The sequence below is a fragment of the Pseudomonas orientalis genome (assembly GCF_022807995.1).
In the GTDB taxonomy this organism is placed as follows: Bacteria; Pseudomonadota; Gammaproteobacteria; order Pseudomonadales; family Pseudomonadaceae; genus Aquipseudomonas; species Aquipseudomonas orientalis_B.
Genome location: NZ_CP094351.1, coordinates 4,271,896 through 4,295,679, shown reverse-complemented (window position 1 = coordinate 4,295,679; position 23,784 = coordinate 4,271,896). Strand labels below are relative to the sequence as shown.

The following is a 23,784-nucleotide window of genomic DNA, read 5'->3' as shown; positions in this document are numbered from 1 at the left end:
AGCGAGTGCGGCCGTTATTGTGCTGAAACCATTTAGTCCTTCCCCCAAGGTTCTGTTGTGATGAATGCACCGCGTACCGCTGTCCCGATCAAGGCCGTGATTTTCGATATGGACGGGTTGTTGCTGGATACCGAAGGCATCTATACCGAAGTCACGCAAATCATTGCCGAACGCTATGGCCGCACCTATGACTGGAGCATCAAGCAGCACATCATCGGGCGCGGTGCACAGGACCTGGCCGATTATGTCGTCAAGGCGCTGGACTTGCCGATCACACCGGCCGAGTTTCTCGAGATTCGCGAGCCGCTGATGAGCGAGCGTTTCCCCAAGGCCCTGGGCATGCCTGGCGCCGAGGCGTTGGTGCGGCATTTGAAGGCGCATCACATTCCGATTGCCGTGGGCACCAGTTCGTCGCGAAACTCGTTCGGCCACAAGACCACTTTGCACCGCGAGTGGTTTGGCCTGTTCGACACCATTGTGACTGCCGACGACCCGGAAGTCGGTGCCGCCAAGCCCGCGCCGGATATCTTCCTCACCGCAGCGCGTCGCCTGGGCGTGGCGCCCGAGGATTGCCTGGTGTTCGAGGACTCGCCGTTCGGCGTGACGGCGGCGAAAGCGGCGCACATGACCGCCATCGCCGTGCCCGATGAAGCGATGGCTGACAGCAAGTATCAGCATGCCGACCAGATTATCCGCAGGCTGGCGGAGTTTGATCTGGCGGCCTATGGCTTGCCACCCATGGCCTGATTCAACACAGGGCAAAATGTGGGAGGGGGCTTGCCAGTCAGTAAGCGTACACCGCCCTCTGTAGGAGCGAGCTTGCTCGCGAAAAACGTTAACGATAACGCGTGCTTTCTGAATGAGCGCGGTGCCTGTGAGTTTTTCGCGAGCAAGCTCGCTCCTACAGACGGCATTAGAGCAAGCCTCCCATATTGGTTATGCAGTGTTGTAAAACTCTCAGGCGCTGAACCCCCCATCGATGGTCAGGCTGGCACCCGTGATGTAGCCCGCTTCCGGCCCTGCAAGATAGGCCACAAAGCTGGCAATCTCCTCCACATGGCCATACCGGCCCACCGCCATCAGCCCGATCAGGCTCTCGGCAAACTCACTGTTCGCCGGGTTCATATCCGTGTCCACCGGCCCCGGCTGCACGTTGTTGATGGTGATACCCCGTGGCCCCAGGTCTCGCGCCAAACCCTTGGTCAAACCTACCAGCGCCGCCTTGCTCATCGCATACGGGCCGCCACCGCCAAACGGCATGCGCTCGGCGTTGGTGCTGCCGATATTGATTACGCGGCCACCTTCGCCCATATGTTTGGCGGCTTCCTGGGTGGCGATAAACACGCTGCGCACGTTGATCGCCAGGGTCTGGTCGAAGTCTTCCAGCGTGAAGTCTTCCAGCGGGGCGATAGCCAGCACGCCGGCGTTGTTCACCAGAATGTCCAGACGCCCAAACGCTTCGACGGTGGCGTTGACCGCTGTGCGAATCGCTGTGGCATCGGCGCTGTCGGCTTGAATCGCCAGGGCTTTGCCGCCCGCGCTTGTCACGCTGTCCTGCAAGGCTTCAGCCTTGGCGGCCGAGCTGACGTAGGTAAAGGCAACGGCAGCGCCCTGCGCGGTCAGGCGCCTGACGATGGCGGCGCCGATGCCGCGGGAACCGCCTTGAACCAAGGCGACTTTACCGGTGAGATTTGCTGTGGTCATGTCCATCTCCAAGTAGTAGATGAGCCGAGTATCGACCTCGCACGATCAGTCCGGTAGAGCGTGATTGCTATAGTCTGTGTAAACCAAAAGTTTAGAGTGGCAGGTCATGGAGAGCTTTGGCAGTATCGAATGCTTTGTGCGCAGCGCCGAGGGCGGCAGCTTCGCCGAGGCTGCGCGGCACCTCAGCCTGACGCCGGCCGCGGTTGGCAAAAGCGTGGCCAAGCTGGAAGCGCGCCTGGGTGTCAGGCTGTTCCAGCGCAGCACCCGGCGCCTGACCCTGACCGAAGCCGGCAAGCTGTTCCTGGGCGAAGTGAGCGGGAGCCTCACCACGATTCAGAACGCCGTGGCCAACCTGGCCAGCGCTGAAGGGCGGCCGGTGGGCACGCTGAAGGTGAGCATGGGCACGGTGTTTGGCAATCGCTATGTTGTGCCGTTGCTGGGGGAGTTCATGCGGCGCTTTCCGGACATCAGCCCGGACTGGCATTTCGATAACCGCCAGGTCGACTTGATCGGCCAAGGCTTTGACGCCGCCATTGGCGGTGGCTTTGAACTGCCCCAAGGCGTGGTTGCACGCAAGTTGACGCCGGCGCACCGGGTGCTGGTGGCGTCGCCGGCTTATCTGGCGCAACGCCCTGTGGTGAGTGCGCCCGAGGAGTTGTCGCGTTGCCACGGCATCCTGATCCGCTCGCCGCAGACGGGCCGGGTGCGCTCATGGCAACTGACCCACCGCGAGCGCGAGCACAGCCCGCTGCTGCTCAAGCCTGTCATGACCATGAGTGATTCCGAGGCCGCCTGCTGCGCCAGCGCCCAAGGCCTGGGCATTGCGCTGGTCAGCCTGCCGATGGCCGTGCCGTTCCTCGACAGTGGCGCGGTGGTGCGGGTGCTGCCGGATTGGTATGTGGATGACGGCAATATCTCCATCTACTACGCCGAACACAAGCTGCTGCCGGGCAAGACCCGGGCGTTTGTGGATTTTGTGATTGAGCAGTTTGCCGAGCAGCAATTGGGCCGCAGATTCAGTGCGGTCGCAAAGTAAACAGAGTTCCAACTGTGGGGGGGGCAAGGCCCCTCCCACATTTTGATCTTCAGTGGCCGAACTTGCCGGGCCAGCCCAGGATTTTCTTCGGCCTTGGTGTCGCATAGGTCCTGACCTTGGACGTCGACAACCCCAACCGCACCAGCGACTCGGCGATCGTCACCGCCGCCGTCACCCCATCCACCACCGGCACCCCGGTACGCTGGCGAATCTGCTCGTCCAGCCCGGCCATGCCGCCGCAGCCCAGGCAGATCACTTCCGCCTTGTCCTCAAGGATGGCCAGTTCCGCCTGGCGCACGATGGCTTCCATGGCGGCCAGTGGGTTTTCTTCCAGCTCCAGCACCGCCATGCCGCTGGCCCGCACCGAGGCGCAGCGCTGGTACAGGCCGGCGAGTTTGAGCCGGTCTTCGATCAGTGGCACGGTGCGGTCCAGGGTGGTCACCACCGAGTAGGCATGGCCCAGGAACATCGCCGTGCTGGCCGCGGCCTCGGTGATATCCACCACCGGCACGCTGAGCAATTCCTGCAGGCCTTCGCGGCCATGCTCGCCGTAGCCGGCCTGGATCACCGCATCAAATGGCTGGTCGTAGGCCATTACGCGGTCCATGACCGCGATGGCGGCCAGGTAGCTTTCAAAGTTGCCCTCCACCGACTCGGCGCCGAAGTAGGGGGTGAGCCCGACAATTTCGGTGCCCGGCGAGGCCACGCTGCGTGCCTGCTCAGCGATGGTTTGGGTGATGGATTCGGTGGTGTTGACGTTGACCACGAGGATGCGCATGGAATGTCCTTGTTTAATGACTGACGTTATCGACGGCAATGCTTTCGCCGCTGACATCGGCGTAGAACGGCTGGCGCTTGGCGATCAGCAGGTACAGCAGCCCTGCAATACCGGCGCCAAACAGCCAGGAGAATGGCGAGACGCTGGCAAACCCGGGCAACAACGCCAAGAGAATGGCGATCACCGCTGCCGGCACGAACGCCGCCACTGCGCGCAGGTTCACGCCCCGGCTGTAGTAATAAACCCCTTGCGCGTCTTCGCTGTACAGCTGCGGTACATCCACCTGGCTTTTGCGGATCAGCCAGTAGTCGACCATGATCACCCCATACAACGGCCCCAGCAGTGCGCCCAGGCCGGACAGGAAATACACGATCACCAGCGGACTGTTGTAGAGGTTCCACGGCAGGATCAGCACCGCCAAGGTGGCGCTGATCAGCCCGGCGCGACGGAAGTTCAGGTACCTGGGCGCCAGGTTGCTCAGTACAAACGCCGGGGCGACGAAGTTGGCCATGATGTTCACCGCCACCGTGACGATCAGGAACGCCAGGCAGCCGAGCACCAGAAAGAAGGTGTTGGGAATGGCGGCGATGATTTCGGTCGGACTTTCGATCACCCGTCCATTGAGCTGGAACTGCCCGCCGCACAGCAGCACGGTGATGGCGGCGAACACCAGAATATTCACCGGCAGGCCCCAGAAGTTACCCACCAGGATCGTCCTGCGGCAGGGCGAAGAGCGTGCGAAGTCGCAGAAGTTGAGGATCAGGGTGCCGTAGATCGCCAGCCACAGCGCGCCTCCGGCAAAGATATTGCGCCACATCTCGCCACCGCTCAGCGGCTCGCGGATCGACCAGGCAATGTGGCCGCCTGCCTGGAAGTACATCCAGCCGGCCAGCGAGGCCACAGTGAGCAGAATCACCGGGCCGGCGAATCCTTCATAACGACGTACCATTTCCATGCCGTAGGCCAGGATCACCAATTGCACCAGCCAGATTGTCACGAAACACGCCCAGCCCAGCGATGACAGGCCAAGCATCGAGTTGTGATCGTAGTCGGCAAAGCCTGGATGAATTGCCGTCAGCAGCACGCGAAACACCACTGAGGCCAGGTAGGTCTGGATGCCGAACCAGGCAATCGCAATCACCGCACGAATCAACGCCGGAATCTGTGCGCCGTGAATGCCAAAGCTGATACGGCTGATGACCGGGAACGGTACGCCGGTCTTCTGGCCCATGTAGCCCGACAGGTTCATGAAGAAGTACACCAGTGCCGCGCCTATCCCCAACGACAGCAGGATCTGCCAGCCGCCCAGGCCCAATGCATACAAGCCGATGGCGAATGAATAGTTGGCGATGTTATGCACGTCATTGGTCCACAGCGCAAAGATGCTGTAGCGCCCCCAGCGGCGACCTTCGGCCTTGGTCGGCGCCAGGTCCTTGTTGTGCAGGCGCGGGCTGAGCACCAGCGGACCGGGGCTGGCTGCCTCGGGATTGAGGGCGGAGGAGGGCAGATCCAATGCGATGTTATTCGAGAGGCTTGTACGCATGCCGGCGGGCTCCAGCACATCCGCAGCAGCGCGGCAGATGGCAAAGTGTATGTAGGTTTTGTACTTATTGTATACAAAGCGTAAATACCCTTAAGCCACATGCGTGCCAGCTTTCGATCTATGAAAATCGAAGCTAATTTCGTTTTTATTTATTGGTTGAATAACTGGCTGAATTTAAAGCGATATAAATTGACCGTTCGTACAGCTATTTATTTTTTTGAGGATGGGGATGGATCTGGAAGGGCAAAAAATTTTAGAAAGGAAGTGTTACGTTTTGGTGCGCTTCAAGAGAGATTGCACACATAAATGGCACCGATGGTTACAGGAGTGTGTACATCTCAAGAGTGAATGCGAGTCCAATGTGGGAGGGGGCTTGCCCCCGATTGCAGGGGGCCAGTCACAGATGTGCCTACTGACACTCCCTCATCGGGGGCAAGCCCGCTCCCACAGGTTTCACCGCATCAACTTCAAGCCTTGCTGATGATATTCCCCGCATGCAGCCCGCATTCCTTCTGCGTGGCTTCTTCCCACCACCAGCGGCCTTCACGCTCGTGCTGATTGGGCAATACCGGGCGGGTGCAGGGCTCGCAACCGATGCTGATAAAGCCGCGTTCATGCAGGCTGTTATAGGGCAGCTCAAGCATGCGGATGTAACCCCAGACTTCCTCACTGGTCATCTGCGCCAGCGGGTTGAACTTGTACAGGGTACGTTCCGGGGTCGAGAACGCCGTATCGATTTCCAGCGCGGCCACCTGACTGCGGGTGCCCGGGCTCTGGTCGCGGCGCTGGCCGGTGGCCCAGGCACGTACACCTGCGAGTTTGCGGCGCAACGGTTCGATCTTGCGGATGCCGCAGCACTCGCCATGACCGTCCCTATAGAAGCTGAACAGGCCTTTCTCCTTGACGAAGGGTTCCAGCTTGCTCTGGTCCGGCGAGATCAGTTCGATGTCGATCTTGTAGAAGTCACGCACCTGTTCGATAAACCGATAGGTTTCCGGGTGCAGCCGGCCAGTGTCGAGGCTGAACACCTTGACGTTCTTGTTCAGCTTCCAGGCCATGTCCACCAGCACCACATCCTCGGCACCGCTGAAAGAAATCCACAGGTCGTCACCAAACTGGCTGAACGCCAGCTTGAGGATGTCCTGGGCGGACTTGTTGGCATAGGTCGTGGCGAGTTCAACGACATCGAAGGCTTGGTTCATCAGGACGGTTCCTACAGGTCAGTGGCGCTGAGCGCTCTATAGGCGGCGATGGTATCAAAATCCGCCCTGCGTTGCGGCGGCGTGCTTGAGTCGCTAGAGTTCGGCAGTCCTTTTGCTCGCTCAACTTGAATAATACGAACGGAGTGTCTTGTGGAAATTGCCTGTCTCGACCTGGAAGGGGTGCTGGTTCCGGAAATCTGGATCGCCTTCGCCGAAAAAACCGGTATTGAATCCCTGCGCGCCACCACCCGCGACATTCCCGACTACGACGTGTTGATGCAGCAGCGCCTGCGTATCCTCGACGAGCATGGGCTCAAGCTTGCCGATATCCAGCAAGTCATCGCGACACTCAAGCCACTGGACGGCGCCATCGAGTTCGTCAACTGGCTGCGCGAACGCTTCCAGGTGGTGATCCTCTCCGACACCTTCTACGAATTCTCCCAGCCGCTGATGCGCCAGTTGGGCTTTCCGACCTTGCTTTGCCACCGCCTGATAACCGATGAAAGCGACCGGGTGGTCGGCTACCAACTGCGCCAGAAAGACCCCAAGCGCCAGTCGGTGCTGGCGTTCAAGACATTGTATTACCGCGTAATTGCTGCAGGTGACTCCTACAACGACACCACCATGCTGGGTGAGGCTGATCGTGGAATTCTGTTCCATGCGCCAGATAATGTGATTCGTGAATTCCCGCAGTTTCCGGCCGTGCACACATTCGAGGATTTGAAGCGGGAGTTTATCAAGGCGTCGAATCGGCAGTTGAGCCTGTAAGTTATCCGGCGAAGCTGATGGCCTCATCGGGAGCAAGCCCCCTCCCACATGGGCCTCCGAGCCTGCGCCTAAATGCCTGCCAGCAATCGTTCGTAAGGAATACACAAGCCCTCATGCAGGCGTTTGATCATCGCCAGGCTCAGTTTGCGCTTGCCGTTGAGCACTTCTGAAACTCGCCCGCTGGGGCCGATAAAGGGTTCAAGATCGCGGGCGGTCAAGCCCATTTGTTCCATGCGGAATTTGATCGCTTCCACAGGGTCCGAAGGCGGCATCGGGAAATGTTCCGCCTCGTACTTCTCGATGAGGACAGCGAGAATTTCGAGCTCGTCACCTTCGGGGCTGCCAATGGCCGCGCCCCAAATCTGCTCGACGCGCGCGAGCGCAGCGGCCAGGTCTTCCTGAGAGTGAATAGGTTTGATGTTCATCACACGGTCTCCGCGTTATTTTCCTTATCTCCCATTTTGGGAGATTGTGGGGCGAAGTGGCCGAAGATGCAATTCCTGAAACAAATCCTGACGATTGAGCAGTCGCATATGTGATCCTTCACAGACGGCCGGTGGGCGGTGGAAGACGGAAGCTATCGCGCAGCTCACCGTCGGTCCACAACCGTTCTGATTCGGGGTTTTTCGTGGCGAAGTCGCTGCCTTGCGCGGCAGGAATGGCCTGGTTCTAGAGCGCTTCCAGGGTGTGTAACAACACCCGTACCTTCGTCAGCGACTCCTGATATTCCGCCTCCCACTGCGAGTCCGCCACGATCCCGCCGCCGCCCCAGCAGCACACCTGCCCGTCCTTGACCAGCAGGCTGCGGATGGCAATGGAGCTGTCCATTTCTCCGCGCACGTCCAGGTACATCAGCGAGCCGCAATACAAGCCGCGTCGGGTCGGTTCCAGTTCGTCGATGATCTGCATGGCACGGATCTTCGGCGCGCCGGTGATGGAGCCGCCGGGGAAGCTGCCTTTGATGAGGTCGAGGGCATCCTTGTCGTCAGCCAGTGTGCCGGTGACGCTGCTCACCAAGTGGTGCACGTTGGGGTAACTTTCCAGGCTGAACAGCTCCGGTACCTTTACCGAGCCGATACGGCAACTGCGGCCGAGGTCGTTGCGCAGCAGGTCGACAATCATCAGGTTTTCCGCGCGATCCTTGGGGCTGGCCAACAGTTCGGCGGCGTGCGCGGTGTCTTCGTGCAGTGTCAGGCCACGGGGGCGGGTGCCTTTGATCGGGCGGGTCTCGACCTGGCGCTCGCTGATCCGCACGAAACGCTCGGGCGAAAGACTCAACACCGCACCGTGATCCGGCAGGCTCTGGAATCCGGAGAACGGCGTCGGGCACGCTTCGCGCAATGCGCAGTAAGCCACCCAGGGATCACCGGCACACGGCGCGCGAAAGCGCTGGGCAAAGTTGACCTGATAGCAGTCACCGGCCTGGATGTAGTCCTGGATGCGCACGATGGCCTGGCGGTACGCCTCGGCCGTGAGGTCCGGCGCCATTGGGCCATGCAACTTGAAGCTGGCCGTTGACGCGGCGACGGGCCGACTGAACAGGGCAATCAGGCGCTGCCGCTGACTGTCGGCCAGGGCGGGGTGAAACACCAACTGGCTGGTCTGCGCCTGGTGATCACTGATCAGCGCCCAGGCATACAGGCCCAAGCGCGCGTCCGGCAGGTGCAAGTCGTCTACCGCCAGGTGCGGCATGTGTTCCAGATGTCGACCGAAGTCATAACTCAGGTAGCCGATCAAACCGCCGGCAAAGGGCAGCTCCCACCCGGGGGGCAACGCCGCTTCGCCCAGGTGCTTCAGGCTTTCGCGCAAGCGTTGCAGGAAACTGCCGCCGCTCTCGTCAGGCGCAACCGCCAGGGTCGTCTCGGGCCAGGCGCTGAGCAGATCATAACGGCCACGCTCGGCAGCCGGCCGGCCACTGTCGAGCAGCACCGCGCCAGGGGCCTGACGAATCGCCGCAAAGTACTCGGCGGGGTTGGCCCGGTAGGGCAGCGGATGTACGGAACAGGTCGACATGCGGGGGTGGATCAGCCAGTGGCGCGGAGGGAGGGGATTGTAGTCCCCTGTAGGATTTGCTCCTAGAGGGGATGTCGGGGATAGACAGTTCGAAGACCGGATCAGCCTTCCACCGGCGGTATATGGCCGAACATTTCCTGTACGAACTTCACCCGTTCTTCCACGGTTTCCGTCACGCCGGCGGCTTTCAGCTCTTCCAACCGTGCCTCCACCGCATGGGTGCGCAGGGTCAGGCCGCAGTCGTTGGCGATCTGGATATTCAGCCCCGGGCGCGCATTCAGTTCCAGGATCAGCGGGCCTTTTTCCTGGTCGAGCACCATGTCCACACCGATATAGCCCAGGCCGCACAGCTCATAGCAGCCGGCCGCCAGCCTCATGAAGCCGTCCCAGTTGGGCAGTTGCACGCCGTCCACTGCGTTGGTGGTGTCGGGGTGCTTGGTGATGATGGTGTTCAGCCAGGTACCGCGCAGGGTCAGGCCGGTGGCCAGGTCCACGCCCACGCCAATGGCGCCCTGGTGAAGGTTGGCCTTGCCACCGGATTGGCGAGTCGGCAAGCGCAGCATCGCCATGACCGGATAACCCATCAGCACAATGATGCGGATATCCGGCACGCCTTCGTAGCTGATGCTCTTGAAGATCTGGTCAGGTACCACGCGGTATTCGATCAAGGCGCGGTCGCGGTGGCCGCCCAGGGAATACAGGCCGGTGAGGATGCTGGAAATCTGGTGCTCGATTTCTTCATGGCTGATGATCTTGCCGGATACCGTGCGATAGCGCCCCTCAAAGCGGTCTGCCACCACCAGGATGCCGTCACCCCCGGCGCCCTGGGCAGGCTTGATCACGAAGTCGCTGCGCCCGCCGATGATCTCGTCGAGCTTGTCGATTTCCTTCTCGGTGGAGATTACCCCGTACATTTGCGGCACATGGATACCGGCCGCCAGGGCCCGCTCCTTTGTGATGATCTTGTCATCCACGATCGGGTACAGGCTGCGCTTGTTGTACTTGAGCACGTAGTCGGCGTTACGCCGATTGATGCCCATGATCCCGCGCGCCTCCAGGGCTTTCCAGGTCTTCCAGAAGCCGAACATTACGAGTCAGCCTTCAGGAACGCCTTGAAGCGGACCAGTTCGGTCAGGCGATAACCGCGATAACGCCCCATGGCCAGCATGAAACCCACCAGGATCAGCAGGATCGCCGGGAAGGTGAACACGAAGTAGATCAGCTCCGGCACGCTCATGATGATGTGCGCCAGGGAGGCCGCGAACAGCGTGCCGATCGCCACTTTCAGCGCATGGTTGGCGCCGCGCTCTTCCCAGGTGATCGACAGGCGTTCGATGGTCATGGTCAGGATCACCATCGGGAACAGCGCCACCGACAGGCCCCGCTCCAGGCCCAGCTTGTGGCTGAACAGGCTGATGGCGGCAATCAGCACCACCACGAAGGTCAGCACCACCGACAGGCGCGGCAGCATCTGCAGCTTCAGGTGTTCAAGGTAGGACCTGAGCGACAGCCCCAGCGCTGTAATAATGGTGAACAGCACAATGCCGAAACCCAGTTGCGTCTCGCGAAACGCCAGGGCAATCAGTACCGGGGTAAAGGTGCCGAGGGTCTGCAGTCCGATCAGGTTGCGCAGGATCAGGATCACCAGCACGCCGATCGGGATCATCACCATGATCATGAACGTCTGCTGGGTCTGCAGCGGCAGGCCGTACAGCGAATATTCGAGGAAGTTGGCGTCGGTGTTTTCGTCGGTCAGCTTGGCCAGGCGAATGGCGTTCATCTCGCTGTTGTTCAGGCTGAAGGTGACCATGGCTTTCTTGCCGCCTTCGACCGTGATCAGGTTTTCGTCGCCGGTCCACCACAGCAGGCGGTCGGCGGGCAGGCCCTGCTCACCGGTTTCCGGGTTGAAGTACAGCCAGTCATTGCCGTTGAAGCTGCGCAACCACAGTTCAGGCGATTGCGGCTGGTCGGCGACGAGGCGGATGGTGTGGACTTTTTCCACCGGGACGTGGGCGATGGACAACAGCAATTCGACGATCTTGGCCTTGTGCGACGTCGACGGGTCGCCCGCCAGCAGCAATTTCACATTGTCGTCGCTGAGGTTGTTGGTGCGCTTGATGGCTTCGGTGATAAAGGTCTCGACGTCCGCCGAGTGCTGGCGAATCGGCGCGAGCAAGGCTTCGGCGGCGATTTTTTCCGGGCCTTCCACGGCGATGCTGTCGCGGAAGGTCGGGCCCTTGATCTTGACCTTTTCACCGCTGTAGCGCTTGGTCAGCACCAGGCGGTAATACAGCGTCTGGTTGCCCTTGGCGCGGCGCGCCGACCAGGTGACCTTGCGGTTGCCGTCAGCGCGGTTGACGCTCACACCATAGTTGTTCGAAATAAAACTCTCATTGAGGCTGACGAAATCGCGGCTCAACGGTGGCACGAACATCGAAATCTTCACCGGGTCCTTGGGATTGGCGACGAACTCGACCTTGGCGTCGATGTTCCACAAGTCGTCGGTGGCGTCCTCGGTGACAGGGATGCCCAGCACGAAGATCTGGTAGGCGGTGACCGAAATACCCAGCACCACCAGAAGGGTGATCAGGATTTTCAGGTGCAGGGTCAGAGAGCGCATTTCGGTTTACTCGGCGGTATGAGCGTCGGCGGCGCAGGCAGGTTTGCCTGCTGCATATTTAAGGCTGGGATCGATCAGCGCATCAAAGCGTTTGAGCGCTTCGGAGCCGATCAGCAGCGGGTATTGGAAGGTGCTGCGGTCAGTCAAGTTCACTTCGATGCTGCGCAAAGCGTTGCCCATGCAGATATCCAGGGCAATCACCGGACGAGCGGTGTACTGCTTGTCTTCATCGGGGTCGTAATCATCGGCGCGGCGCTTGATTTTGCTGACGCGTGCCAGGGGACGTTCGATGGGGTGGGAGTGGGCGGTATCGATGGCCAGGTAGAAGCGTACCCAGGATTCGCCGTTGCGCTTGAAGCGTTTGATATCGCGCGCGCTCAGCGAGGCGGTCTTGGCGCCGGTGTCGAGTTTGGCCGCAACTTCAAGGTCGATGCCCGCCAGCTTGGCGTATTCGTTCAGGCCATACACCGTCTTCTCGGCGGCAACGCCAAGGCTTGGTATGGACATTAGGCATAACAGTAGGGGGAAGGGCTTGAGTCTCATAATTCCTGAGGCGATGCAGTGCGAAATTCAAGGCGACTGGCATTACTGCGCAAGCTCCCTCGTGCGCCATTTCATCCGGAGACGTCAGGCAAATGCGGCGAGCATTCTAGCATGATGCTTTTTTGGCGCCAGCGCTGGCAGGCGGCCATGCTCGATATCGTCCAAGAAGGTTATTAGACGATTGTCGACAATGTTGATTTATTCTTTGACTAAGTAGTGAGGATTGGCTAGTTTTTGCCGCATTGCTTTTGAAGGTGTCGACAATATGCTGTATCAATCGGAAGTCCCGTCGACGCTGTCGGAAGAATCCCAAACTATGTCGGAAAACGTCTTCCGACGAATCCAGGCCGCCATCGTCAAGGGCGAGATCGCCCCCGGCAGTAAAATTTCCGAACCGGAGCTGGCGCGCACCTACGGCATCAGCCGTGGCCCGCTGCGCGAGGCGATTCACCGTCTGGAAGGCCAGCGCCTGCTGGTGCGGGTACCCCACGTCGGCGCACGGGTGGTGTCGTTGAGTCACGCCGAGCTGGTCGAGCTGTATGAAATCCGCGAGTCATTGGAGGGCATGGCTTGCCGGCTGGCGGCCGAGCGCATGACCGATGCGGAAATCGAAGAACTGCGCCAGGTGTTGCACACCCATGAACGGGATGCCGCATTTCAGGCCGGTGTCGGCTATTACCAGCAGGAAGGCGACTTCGATTTTCACTACCGGATCATCCAGGGTGCCGGTAACCGCACCCTGACCCAGATGCTCTGCGGTGAGCTGTACCAATTGGTACGCATGTACCGCATCCAGTTTTCCGCCACGCCCAATCGTCCACGCCAGGCCTTTGCCGAGCATCACCGCATTCTTGACGCGATCGCCGATCGCGACGGTGAACTGGCCGAACTGTTGATGCGCCGGCATATCGGCGCTTCCAAACGCAACATCGCCCGTCACTTCCCGGACGGCGCTCCCCAATAAATAGAGGTGAGTCATGAGTTCCACGAACAAGAGCACCCCAGGCCAGCGTTTCCGTGACGCGGTCGCCAGTGAACAGCCGCTGCAAGTGGTCGGAGCAATCAACGCCAACCACGCGTTGCTGGCCAAGCGCGCCGGCTTCAAGGCGATCTATCTGTCCGGCGGTGGCGTGGCCGCCGGCTCCCTGGGCGTTCCGGACCTGGGCATCACCGGCCTGGATGATGTGCTGACCGATGTACGCCGCATCACCGATGTATGCGACCTGCCGCTGCTGGTGGACGTGGACACCGGTTTCGGCTCCTCGGCCTTCAACGTGGCGCGTACCGTCAAGTCGATGATCAAGTTTGGCGCCGCCGCCATCCACATCGAAGACCAGGTCGGCGCCAAGCGCTGCGGCCATCGCCCCAACAAGGAGATCGTGTCCCAGCAGGAGATGGTCGACCGCATCAAGGCCGCCGTGGACGCACGCACCGACGACAGCTTCGTGATCATGGCCCGCACCGACGCCCTGGCCGTGGAAGGTCTGGAGTCCGCCCTGGAACGCGCCGCCGCCTGCATCGAGGCCGGCGCCGACATGGTGTTCCCGGAAGCCATCACCGAACTTGAGATGTACAAGCTGTTCGCCTCGCGGGTCAAGGCGCCGATCCTGGCCAACATCACCGAATTCGGCGCGACCCCGCTGTTCACCACCGAACAGTTGAAATCTGCCGATGTTTCCATCGTGCTGTACCCGCTCTCGGCCTTTCGCGCCATGAACAAGGCCGCCGAGAATGTGTACACCGCGATCCGTCGCGACGGTACGCAACAGAATGTGATCGACACCATGCAAACCCGCATGGAGCTTTACGATCGTATCGACTACCACACCTTCGAGCAGAAGCTCGACGCGCTGTTTGCCGCGAAGAAGTAACGGCTCTCTGAACAACTATAAAATGGGAGAAGAACCATGGCTGAAGCAAAAGTATTGAGTGGCGCCGGCCTGCGTGGCCAGGTGGCCGGGCAGACCGCACTGTCGACCGTGGGCCAGGCCGGCGCCGGCTTGACCTATCGCGGCTATGACGTGCGTGAACTGGCCGCCGATGCGCAGTTTGAAGAAGTTGCCTACCTGCTGCTGTACGGCGAACTGCCGACCCGCACCGAACTGGCGGCCTACAGCGCCAGGCTGGGCAAACTGCGTGATTTGCCGCAAGCGTTGAAGGAAGTGCTCGAGCGCATCCCCGCCGACGCCCATCCGATGGACGTGATGCGCACCGGTTGCTCATTCCTGGGCAATATCGAACCGGAACACGACTTCAGCGTGCAGCGTGACGTCACCGACCGCCTGCTCGCCGCCTTCCCGGCGATCATGTGCTACTGGTACCGCTTCAGCCACGACGGCAAACGCATCGACTGCGTCACCGACGAGCCGAGCATTGGCGGGCACTTCCTGCACCTGCTGCATGGCAAGAAGCCGAGCGAGCTGCACGTCAAGGTGATGAACGTGTCGCTGATCCTCTACGCCGAGCACGAATTCAACGCCTCGACCTTCACTGCGCGGGTCTGTGCGTCGACCCTGTCGGACCTGTATTCCTGCGTCACCGCTGCCATCGGTTCCCTGCGCGGCCCGCTGCACGGCGGTGCCAACGAAGCGGCGATGGAGATGATCGAGCGTTTCGGTTCGGCCGAAGAAGCCGTCGAAGGCACCCTCGGCATGCTGGCGCGCAAGGACAAGATCATGGGCTTCGGCCACGCGATCTACAAGGACAGCGACCCGCGTAATGAGGTGATCAAGGGCTGGGCGAAACAGCTCGCTGACGAGGTGGGCGATACAGTGTTGTTCCCGGTGTCCGAAGCCATCGACAAGACCATGTGGGAACAGAAAAAACTGTTCCCCAATGCCGACTTCTACCATGCCTCGGCGTACCACTTCATGGGCATCCCGACCAAGCTGTTCACCCCGATCTTCGTGTGTTCGCGGCTCACCGGCTGGGCAGCGCACGTGTTCGAGCAGCGTGCCAACAACCGCATCATCCGTCCAAGCGCCGAGTACATCGGCGTTGAGCAGCGCAAGTTCGTGCCAATCGAACGTCGCTGAATGAGAGGGCCGACGGACCCGGGATTGGAAGGCGATCAAGTGTGGGAGGGGGCTTGCCCCCGATAGCAGTGTGTCATGCAACACATGTGTCGACTGATACACCGCCATCGGGGGCAAGCCCCCTCCCACCTTTTGGATTGCATTTCAATTTTCCGACCGGCGAAGGTCTTCCTTTTGCAATCACCGTGACCGAGTCCTGACGATGAACACTGAATTTCGCAAACCGCTTCCCGGCAGCCGCCTGGATTTCTTCGACGCCCGTGCGGCTGTCGAGGCAATCAGCCCCGGCGCCTACGCCACCTTGCCGTATACCTCACGCGTACTCGCGGAAAACCTGGTGCGTCGCTGCGACCCGGCCACCCTCAACGCTTCCCTCAGCCAACTGATCGAACGCCGACGTGACCTCGATTTCCCCTGGTTCCCGGCCCGCGTGGTCTGCCATGACATTCTCGGCCAGACCGCACTGGTGGATCTGGCCGGCCTGCGCGACGCCATTGCCCTGCAAGGCGGCGACCCGGCGCAGGTCAATCCGGTGGTGCCCACCCAGTTGATCGTCGACCACTCCCTGGCCGTCGAGGCCGGTGGTGCCGACCCCGAGGCGTTCGAAAAAAACCGCGCCATAGAAGACCGCCGCAACGAAGACCGCTTCCACTTTATCGAATGGACCAAAAAGGCTTTCAAGAACGTCGACGTGATCCCGCCCGGCAACGGCATCATGCACCAGATCAACCTGGAGAAAATGTCGCCGGTGATTCAGGTACGTGACGGTGTGGCGTTTCCCGACACGTGCGTGGGCACCGACAGCCACACCCCCCACGTGGATGCCCTGGGCGTGATCGCCATCGGCGTCGGCGGCCTTGAAGCCGAAAGCGTGATGCTCGGGCGTGCCTCGTGGATGCGCCTGCCCGAAAGCGTCGGCGTGGAGTTGACCGGCAAGCTGCAGCCGGGTATCACCGCCACCGACATGGTGCTGGCGCTGACCGAGTTCCTGCGCCAGCAGAAAGTCGTCGGCGCGTGGCTGGAGTTCTTCGGCGAAGGTGCATCGGCACTGACCCTGGGCGACCGCGCCACCATCTCCAACATGGCCCCGGAATACGGCGCCACCGCGGCGATGTTCTACATCGACCAGCAGACCATCGCCTACCTGAAACTCACCGGGCGCGAAGAAGAACAGGTCGCCCTGGTGGAACAATACGCTCGTCACACCGGGCTGTGGGCGGACGACCTCAAAGGCGCGCAATACGAGCGCGGCCTGACCTTCGACCTGTCCAGCGTCGTGCGCAACATGGCCGGCCCGAGCAACCCTCACGCCCGTGTCGCCACCCGCGACCTGGCGGCCAAAGGCATCAGTGGCCAATGGGACGACGTACCGGGGCAAATGCCTGACGGCGCGGTGATCATCGCCGCCATTACCAGTTGCACCAACACCAGCAACCCGCGCAACGTGATTGCCGCAGGGCTGCTCGCGCGCAACGCCAACAGGCTTGGGCTGACGCGCAAGCCATGGGTCAAGTCGTCCCTGGCGCCTGGGTCGAAAACCGTGGCGATGTACCTTGAAGAAGCCGGCCTGGGCCATGAGCTGGAAAAACTCGGTTTCGGCGTGGTGGCCTTCGCCTGCACCACCTGCAACGGCATGTCCGGCGCGCTCGACCCGCTGATCCAGCAGGAAATCATCGACCGCGACCTGTACGCCACTGCCGTGCTCTCGGGCAACCGCAACTTCGATGGGCGTATTCATCCGTACGCCAAGCAAGCCTTCCTCGCTTCGCCGCCGCTGGTGGTGGCCTATGCAATTGCCGGCACCATTCGGTTCGATATCGAGAAAGACGTGCTCGGGCTCGACGCCGACGGCAAGGAGGTCCGCCTGCAGGACATCTGGCCAAGCGACGAAGAGATCGATGCGGTGGTCAAGGCCTCGGTCAAGCCGGAGCAGTTCCGCGCGGTGTACATCCCGATGTTTGCGATTCACGAAGACACCGGCCCCAAAGTCACCCCGCTGTACGACTGGCGTCCGCAAAGCACCTATATCCGCCGCCCGCCGTATTGGGAAGGCGCACTGGCCGGTGCGCGCCCGCTCAAGGGCATGCGCCCGCTGGCGGTGCTGCCGGACAACATCACCACTGACCACCTGTCGCCGTCCAACGCGATCATGCTCGACAGTGCCGCCGGCGAGTACCTGGCGAAAATGGGCCTGCCGGAAGTTGACTTCAACTCCTACGCCACCCACCGGGGTGATCACTTGACCGCGCAGCGCGCCACCTTTGCCAACCCGAAACTGTTCAACGAAATGGTGCGGGAAAACGGCAAGGTCAAGCAGGGCTCCCTGGCGCGTATCGAGCCGGAAGGCAAGGTCACGCGCATGTGGGAAGCCATCGAAACCTACATGGAACGCAAGCAACCGCTGATCATCATCGCCGGTGCCGACTACGGCCAGGGCTCGTCCCGCGACTGGGCGGCCAAGGGCGTGCGCCTGGCCGGGGTGGAAGCGATCGCCGCCGAGGGTTTTGAGCGTATCCACCGCACCAACCTGGTGGGCATGGGCGTATTGCCCCTGGAGTTCCTGCCGGGCACCGACCGCCACACGCTCCAGATCGACGGCAGCGAAACCTATGACGTGGTCGGCGAACGCACGCCGCGTGCGCAACTGACCCTGGTGATAAACCGCAAAAATGGCGAGCGTGTCGAGGTGCCGGTGACCTGTCGCCTGGACACCGCCGAAGAAGTGTCGATCTACGAGGCGGGCGGCGTGTTGCAACGTTTTGCCCAGGACTTCCTGGAATCGGCGGCGACCGCCTGAAGAGGACAACCATGGCACACGCAGCGCAAATCAAGATCCCCGCCACCTATATGCGTGGCGGCACCAGCAAGGGCGTTTTCTTCAGCCTCGAAGACCTGCCGCCATCGGCCCAGGTCCCCGGTGCTGCCCGCGACGCCTTGCTGTTGCGGGTGATCGGCAGCCCCGACCCCTATGACAAGCAGATCGACGGCATGGGCGGCGCCACGTCCAGCACCAGCAAAAGCGTGATCCTGGCCAGGAGCACCCGCGCCGGGCACGACGTGGATTACCTGTTTGGCCAGGTCTCCATCGACAAACCGTTTGTCGACTGGAGTGGCAACTGCGGCAACCTGTCGGCGGCGGTCGGTTCGTTCGCCATCAGCGCCGGGCTGGTCGATCCCGGCCGCGTGCCCCGCAACGGCGTGGCCGTGGTGCGCATCTGGCAGGCCAACATCGGCAAGACCATCATCGCCCACGTGCCGATCACCGACGGCGCGGTACAGGAAACCGGTGATTTCGAACTTGACGGGGTGACCTTTCCCGCCGCTGAAGTGCAGCTGGAATTCATCGACCCGGCGGCGGAAGAAGAGGGCGGCGGTGGCTCGATGTTCCCCACCGGCAACCTGATCGACGACCTGGAAGTACCGGGTGTCGGCACCTTCAAGGCCACCCTGATCAACGCCGGCATTCCGACGATTTTCATCAATGCCCAGGACCTGGGCTACACCGGCACCGAGCTGCAGGGCGCGATCAACGGCGACCCGAAGGCCCTGGCCATGTTCGAGACCGTGCGTGCCTATGGCGCGTTGCGCATGGGCCTGATCAAACACCTGGACGAAGCCGCCCAGCGCCAGCACACGCCGAAGATCGCGTTCGTGGCCAGGCCTGCGGATTACGTGGCGTCCAGCGGCAAGGCGATCAAGGCCGGCGATGTGGATTTGCTGGTGCGGGCCTTGTCCATGGGCAAACTGCACCACGCCATGATGGGCACGGCGGCGGTGGCGATCGGCACGGCGGCGGCGATTTCCGGCACCCTGGTCAACCTGGCGGCAGGTGGCGTGGAGCGCAATGCCGTGCGTTTCGGCCATCCGTCGGGCACTTTGCGCGTCGGTGCCGAGGCGACGCAAGTCAACGGTGAATGGGTGGTGAAGAAAGCCATCATGAGCCGCAGTGCGCGGGTGTTGATGGAGGGGTTTGTGCGCGTCCCAGGCGACTCATTCTAAAACCCAGCACCAATCCCTGGAGAGGGGGCTTGCCCTAATTGCTACTGTAGGAGCGAGCTTGCTCGCGAAAAACTTCAACGAATACGCGTGCTTTTTGAATGAACGCGGCGCCTGTAAGTTTTTCGCGAGCAAGCTCGCTCCTACAGATAGACCCTCTCCACAGGGGATCTCTATTCCAAGGCAGGCAACCAGACCTGCCCTGATGATCAACCGTGAGCCTGAGGAATAACCCAACCTTTTTGGAGAACCGCCATGAGCGCCAACGTCGACCAGAACAACCGTCCCGACTACGATCAGGTCCTGCAGGACATTGCCGATTATGTCCTCACTTACCGAATCGAGTCCGAAACCGCCCTGGACACCGCGCGCAACTGCCTGATGGACACCCTCGGCTGCGGCCTGCTGGCATTGCGCTTTCCCGAGTGCACCAAGCACCTGGGGCCGCTCGTCGAAGGCACCGTGGTACCGTTCGGCGCACGGGTGCCGGGCACGTCGTTGCGGCTGGACCCGGTCAAGGCCGCCTGGGACATCGGCTGCATCGTGCGCTGGCTCGACTACAACGACACCTGGCTCGCGGCCGAGTGGGGCCACCCTTCGGACAATCTGGGCGGCATCCTCGCGGTGGCTGATCATCTGTCGCAGAAACGCGTGGCCAATGGCGACGCACCGCTGAGCGTACGCAACGTGCTGGAAGCGATGATCATGGCCCACGAGATCCAAGGCGTGATTGCCTTGGAAAACTCCTTCAACCGCGTCGGCCTTGATCATGTGCTGCTGGTCAAAGTCGCCTCGACGGCGGTCACCGCCAAGCTGATGGGCGCCAGCCGTGAGCAACTGCTCGCCGCCTTGTCCCATGCGTTTGTCGACGGGCAGGCGTTGCGCACTTACCGCCACGCGCCGAACGCCGGCTCGCGCAAGTCCTGGGCGGCGGGCGATGCGTCGAGTCGCGGAGTGCGTCTGGCGGATATCGCATTGCGCGGCGAGATGGGCATCCCCGGTGTGCTGAGTGCGCCGCAGTGGGGGTTCTACGACGTGTTGTTCAGCCACACCAACAAGGACCTGACCCTCAAACCTGAGGAACAGCGCCGCTTCAGCCTGTCCCAGCCCTACGGCACCTACGTGATGGAAAACGTGCTGTTCAAGATCAGCTTTCCCGCTGAATTCCACGCGCAGACTGCCTGCGAAGCGGCGGTCATCCTGCATCCGCAGGTCAAGCAGCGCCTGCATGAAATCGAACGCATCGTGATCACCACCCACGAGTCGGCCATTCGTATCATTTCCAAAGTCGGGCCATTGGCCAACGCCGCGGACCGTGACCATTGCCTGCAATACATGACCGCCGTGCCCCTGGCCTTCGGCGACCTGGTGGCCGAACACTATGAAGATCCATTCCATGCCGCCCATCCGATCATCGATGAGCTGCGCGGGAAAATGGTCATCGTTGAGGACCCGCGTTACAGCCGCGAATATCTGGAGGCCGACAAGCGCTCCATCGCCAATGCAGTGCAGGTGTTCTTCACCGACGGCACCTGCACCGAGCAGGTGGCGGTGGAATATCCGATTGGCCATCGCCGTCGTCGGGAGCAAGGTATCCCTTTGCTGGAAGACAAATTCAAGGCCAACCTGGCGACGCGCTTCCCCGCGCAGCGCAGCGCCGAGATTTTTGCCTTGTGCAAGGATCAGGCACGGCTTGAGGCTACCCCAGTCAACCGTTTCATGGACCTGTTCATGATCTAGAAAACAACGCGGTCAATGTGGGAGGGGGCTTGCCCCCGATAGCTGAGTGTCAGTCAGTGCATCAGGTGACTGACCCACCACCATCGGGGGCAAGCCCCCTCCCACATTTTTTGTCCGTGTTCAGCCTTCAAACCGCAAAATCACCCTGCGGTTGTGCTTGCTCTTCTTTTCGATCTTCTCGCAGAACACCCGGCCGATTTCCTCGGTATTGAGCACATGGGTACCGCCGCACGGCTGGATATCGATGCCCGGGATTTCAATCACTCGCACCGAACCCTGAATGACCGGCGGCGCAACGGCCTGGGTGCGGGTGATCTGCAGCAGGGTGGCGTACTCGGTCGCGGCCATCGACAGGGTTTGCACCGGGTGCGCCTGTTCGATCAGTGCGTTGAGATCGCGCGTGATGCTGTCCTTGTCCAGGGTCATTTCCGGCAAGTCGAAATCCAGGCGGCCCTTGTCCGCGCTGATGCTGCAACCGGTGACGGGCGCGTCGATGATCGAACACAGCAAGTGCAGGCAGGTGTGCATCTTCATATGCTGGTAGCGGCGCTCCCAGTCCAGGCCGGCGTCTACCTGGGCGCCGGCGATCAGTTGCGCCGGGCAATGTTGCACCTGATGCCAGATGATCGAGCGCAGCACCGGATCGCGCACCGTGCCGGTGACTTCCACGCGCGTGCCGTCGGCCAGGGTGAGGTGGCCGGTGTCGCCTGGTTGCCCACCGCCGGTGGGGTAGAACAGCGTGTGCTCCAGCGCGACGCCGTGCTCGCTGACGGCAATCACCCGGGCGCTGAAGGCGTTTTGATAGGGCGCGCTGTCGAACAGCGCCAGGGTTTCCATGGTATGCACGGACATGTTCAACCTCCGACGATCAGTGGGCTGGCTTGCAACAGGTGACGCACCATCGCACTCAAGCCAGGGGGGGAGAGCAGGGTGATTTCGAACGCCGGTCCGCAGACTTTCAGGTTCAGCGGCAGGCGCGGCAGTTGTTCGCCGACGCCCTGGCGGTGCAGGCGGAACTGCAGGTGGTGACGCTCTTTCACAGTAGGTTCGAGCATCAGCCCCGGCAGCGGATGAAAGTCCGCGTCCAGTACCGTGACCTTGTGCCCGGCATCGACCTCGCCGACCACGTGCAGGCGCTCCTCCAGGGCGAATGCGCCGAGGTAGTTGCTGTGCTCCGATTCATCGTTTTTCTGCAACTGAATCTGATTGACCACTTTGACCTTGGTACCCGCCGGCACGTCCTGGGTGATGACACAGGAGGGGCTGATAAACACGTTGTCGCCGATCTGCACATAACCCAGCACCCGCGCCCCGGCACCGACCTCGACATGGTTGCCCAGGCGTGGATGGCGCTTGCCGTCCGGGTTGTTGGCGATACCGCGAGCGCCCAGGGTCACGCCACAGAGGATGTAGCAGTCGTTGCCGATCTCGCAGGTTTCACCAATGACCGTGCCGTAGCCATGGTCCAGTACAAAGCGTCGGCCGATGCGCGCAGCCGGGTGAATCTCGGCCCCGGACAGGATCTTGCCCTGGTTGCTGAGCTTGAGCGCGATGCGCGTAAACATGCCGTGGGCGGTTTCCGGGAAATGCCACACCAGGTGCGCAAGCCGGTAGAACAATACCGCCTTGAAGGAGGCATAGGATTCCAGAATCAGCTCACCGCGTCCGCGCGATGCCGGGTCGCGATACGCGTAGGCGATCAGGTCCTCGGCCACCGCCTGGGCGGCGTTCCGGATCAGCGGCGCCAGGTGCGGTTCCAGCTGCTTCATCTGCCCGGGCGTCAGGGTCTGGATGAGGTGGGTCAGCAACTCATCGTGCAGCTGTTGCATGTCGATAAAGCCTCCCATGGAGGCACCCCCGCATTCTGGTTGGATGGATAACCGGTTATTCGAAACTGGGCAGGTAGCTATCGGCATTGTCGTAGACCATGGTCAGCACCACCGTTTCGGGCGGCAGTTGCGGGGCGAGCTGGGCGATGGCGACCATGTTGGCGGCCGAAGACAGCCCCAGGCTGATGGCGTCGGTGCGCATGATGCGTTTGATCATCTCCAGGCACGCCCCATGCGACACCTTGAGCATGCCGTCCAGTACGTCCAGGTTGAGAATGCTCGGGATCAGGCCGATCGACAGGCCCTGGATGGCGTGCGGGGCGTGCCGGTCCTTGAGCAGGTCGCACTCCTCCGGCTCCACACCCATCACGCGCAGTGCCGGCCAGGCGGCCTTGAGGGTTTCGCCGATACCGGTGATATGCCCACCGGTGCCGATGCCGCTGACGAAGTAGTCCACACGCCGCTCGCCAAAGACGCGGAGGATCTCCGGCGCGGTGGTGTCGCGGTGGGTCTGCGGATTGGCGCCGTTGCGTTGCTGGTTGAGCATCACGTAATTGGGATTTTCCAACAGCAGCTCCATGCACTTCTCGCCGTGGGAGTTGTTACCCAGGCGGCTGTCCGACAGCACAACCCTGGCGCCATACAGGCGCAGCAGCTTCTGTTTTTCCGGGCTGTAGTTGTCCGGAATCACCAGCACCACCTTGTAGCCGAGCACATTGCCGGCCATCACCAGGCCGATGCCGGTATTGCCACCACTGGGTTCGATGATGGTTTGCCCGCAGTCGCGCATCAGCACGCCACGGCGTTCGGCGTCGAGGATCATGCCCAGGGCGATGCGCGCCTTGTGGCTGCCGCCCGGGTTGAGGGATTCCAGCTTGGCGTAGACCTCGATGCCGAGATCTTCGGAAAACTGTGCCAGACGCACGATCGGGGTTTGGCCGATTACGTCGAGAATCGAGTTATGCAGCATCGGTCGA

General features: G+C 61.5%; 21 protein-coding genes. 9 read left to right on the top strand and 12 right to left on the bottom strand.

Annotation, left to right across the window (positions count from 1 at the left end; all coding sequences use genetic code 11):
- Positions 1–60 precede the first annotated feature (60 nt).
- Positions 61–747, top strand: coding sequence for an HAD-IA family hydrolase (locus MRY17_RS19000; protein ID WP_057721165.1), 687 nt, complete (start codon positions 61–63; stop codon positions 745–747).
- Positions 748–957: 210 nt separating this feature from the next.
- Here MRY17_RS19000 and MRY17_RS18995 read toward each other — a convergent pair whose 3' ends face one another.
- A complete protein-coding gene (locus MRY17_RS18995) occupies positions 958–1,704 on the bottom strand; it encodes a 3-oxoacyl-ACP reductase family protein (RefSeq protein ID WP_181284607.1) in 747 nt (248 codons plus the stop codon).
- A 106-nt stretch (positions 1,705–1,810) separates the two neighbouring features.
- Between MRY17_RS18995 and MRY17_RS18990 the strand changes: the two genes are divergently transcribed.
- Entirely contained in the window at positions 1,811–2,740 is a 930-nt protein-coding gene (locus MRY17_RS18990; protein ID WP_243352688.1) for a LysR family transcriptional regulator, read from the top strand.
- A 49-nt stretch (positions 2,741–2,789) separates the two neighbouring features.
- Here the strand turns inward: MRY17_RS18990 and MRY17_RS18985 are convergent, their stop codons facing one another.
- From MRY17_RS18985 to MRY17_RS18975, 3 genes are all read right to left on the bottom strand, one after another.
- The gene (locus MRY17_RS18985) at positions 2,790–3,518 is read right to left on the bottom strand and encodes an aspartate/glutamate racemase family protein (RefSeq protein WP_191952224.1); all 729 of its coding nucleotides are present in this window, start codon (positions 3,516–3,518) and stop codon (positions 2,790–2,792) included.
- Between the two features lie 13 nt (positions 3,519–3,531).
- Entirely contained in the window at positions 3,532–5,061 is a 1,530-nt protein-coding gene (locus MRY17_RS18980; protein WP_191952223.1) for an NCS1 family nucleobase:cation symporter-1, read from the bottom strand.
- Positions 5,062–5,528: 467 nt separating this feature from the next.
- Complete coding sequence (locus tag MRY17_RS18975; protein ID WP_124427283.1) at positions 5,529–6,263, bottom strand: phosphoadenylyl-sulfate reductase; 735 nt, start codon at positions 6,261–6,263, stop codon at positions 5,529–5,531.
- A 150-nt stretch (positions 6,264–6,413) separates the two neighbouring features.
- Here MRY17_RS18975 and thrH point away from each other — a divergent pair, with 150 nt between their 5' ends.
- Entirely contained in the window at positions 6,414–7,031 is a 618-nt protein-coding gene (gene thrH / locus MRY17_RS18970; RefSeq protein ID WP_124359421.1) for a bifunctional phosphoserine phosphatase/homoserine phosphotransferase ThrH, read from the top strand.
- Positions 7,032–7,099: 68 nt separating this feature from the next.
- Here thrH and MRY17_RS18965 read toward each other — a convergent pair whose 3' ends face one another.
- From MRY17_RS18965 to MRY17_RS18945, 5 genes are all read right to left on the bottom strand, one after another.
- Complete coding sequence (locus tag MRY17_RS18965) at positions 7,100–7,456, bottom strand: helix-turn-helix domain-containing protein (protein ID WP_065892322.1); 357 nt, start codon at positions 7,454–7,456, stop codon at positions 7,100–7,102.
- 244 nt (positions 7,457–7,700) lie between these two features.
- Positions 7,701–9,044, bottom strand: coding sequence for an aminodeoxychorismate synthase component I (gene pabB / locus MRY17_RS18960; RefSeq protein WP_181284612.1), 1,344 nt, complete (start codon positions 9,042–9,044; stop codon positions 7,701–7,703).
- Between the two features lie 101 nt (positions 9,045–9,145).
- Positions 9,146–10,132, bottom strand: a complete 987-nt coding sequence (locus MRY17_RS18955) for an alpha-L-glutamate ligase-like protein (protein ID WP_181284613.1) — start codon at positions 10,130–10,132, stop codon at positions 9,146–9,148.
- Positions 10,132–11,664, bottom strand: coding sequence for an inactive transglutaminase family protein (locus tag MRY17_RS18950; RefSeq protein WP_057721176.1), 1,533 nt, complete (start codon positions 11,662–11,664; stop codon positions 10,132–10,134). Before MRY17_RS18950 ends, MRY17_RS18955 begins: the two co-directional genes overlap by 1 nt.
- A gap of 6 nt (positions 11,665–11,670) precedes the next feature.
- Positions 11,671–12,207, bottom strand: coding sequence for an ATP-dependent zinc protease family protein (locus MRY17_RS18945; RefSeq protein ID WP_181284614.1), 537 nt, complete (start codon positions 12,205–12,207; stop codon positions 11,671–11,673).
- Between the two features lie 265 nt (positions 12,208–12,472).
- Here MRY17_RS18945 and MRY17_RS18940 point away from each other — a divergent pair, with 265 nt between their 5' ends.
- From MRY17_RS18940 to prpD, 6 genes are all read left to right on the top strand, one after another.
- The gene (locus MRY17_RS18940) at positions 12,473–13,171 is read left to right on the top strand and encodes a GntR family transcriptional regulator (RefSeq protein WP_181284615.1); all 699 of its coding nucleotides are present in this window, start codon (positions 12,473–12,475) and stop codon (positions 13,169–13,171) included.
- A gap of 13 nt (positions 13,172–13,184) precedes the next feature.
- Positions 13,185–14,078: a methylisocitrate lyase gene (gene prpB, locus MRY17_RS18935; protein WP_057721179.1), complete on the top strand. Its 894-nt coding sequence runs from the start codon at positions 13,185–13,187 to the stop codon at positions 14,076–14,078.
- 36 nt (positions 14,079–14,114) lie between these two features.
- Complete coding sequence (prpC, locus tag MRY17_RS18930; RefSeq protein ID WP_191952219.1) at positions 14,115–15,242, top strand: bifunctional 2-methylcitrate synthase/citrate synthase; 1,128 nt, start codon at positions 14,115–14,117, stop codon at positions 15,240–15,242.
- A 202-nt stretch (positions 15,243–15,444) separates the two neighbouring features.
- The gene (gene acnD, locus MRY17_RS18925) at positions 15,445–18,039 is read left to right on the top strand and encodes a Fe/S-dependent 2-methylisocitrate dehydratase AcnD (protein ID WP_181284616.1); all 2,595 of its coding nucleotides are present in this window, start codon (positions 15,445–15,447) and stop codon (positions 18,037–18,039) included.
- An 11-nt stretch (positions 18,040–18,050) separates the two neighbouring features.
- On the top strand, positions 18,051–19,241 hold the full coding sequence (gene prpF / locus MRY17_RS18920; RefSeq protein ID WP_243352687.1) for a 2-methylaconitate cis-trans isomerase PrpF: 1,191 nt from the start codon (positions 18,051–18,053) through the stop codon (positions 19,239–19,241).
- 252 nt (positions 19,242–19,493) lie between these two features.
- Positions 19,494–20,978: a 2-methylcitrate dehydratase gene (gene prpD, locus MRY17_RS18915; protein ID WP_243352686.1), complete on the top strand. Its 1,485-nt coding sequence runs from the start codon at positions 19,494–19,496 to the stop codon at positions 20,976–20,978.
- 120 nt (positions 20,979–21,098) lie between these two features.
- Here prpD and MRY17_RS18910 read toward each other — a convergent pair whose 3' ends face one another.
- Genes MRY17_RS18910 through MRY17_RS18900 form a run of 3 tightly spaced genes read right to left on the bottom strand, consistent with a single transcriptional unit; the run spans position 21,099 to position 23,777 of the window.
- The gene (locus MRY17_RS18910) at positions 21,099–21,830 is read right to left on the bottom strand and encodes an alanyl-tRNA editing protein (protein ID WP_243352685.1); all 732 of its coding nucleotides are present in this window, start codon (positions 21,828–21,830) and stop codon (positions 21,099–21,101) included.
- Between the two features lie 2 nt (positions 21,831–21,832).
- Positions 21,833–22,825, bottom strand: coding sequence for a serine O-acetyltransferase (locus tag MRY17_RS18905; RefSeq protein ID WP_181284620.1), 993 nt, complete (start codon positions 22,823–22,825; stop codon positions 21,833–21,835).
- 37 nt (positions 22,826–22,862) lie between these two features.
- A complete protein-coding gene (locus MRY17_RS18900; RefSeq protein ID WP_181284621.1) occupies positions 22,863–23,777 on the bottom strand; it encodes a PLP-dependent cysteine synthase family protein in 915 nt (304 codons plus the stop codon).
- Positions 23,778–23,784: the final 7 nt, after the last annotated feature.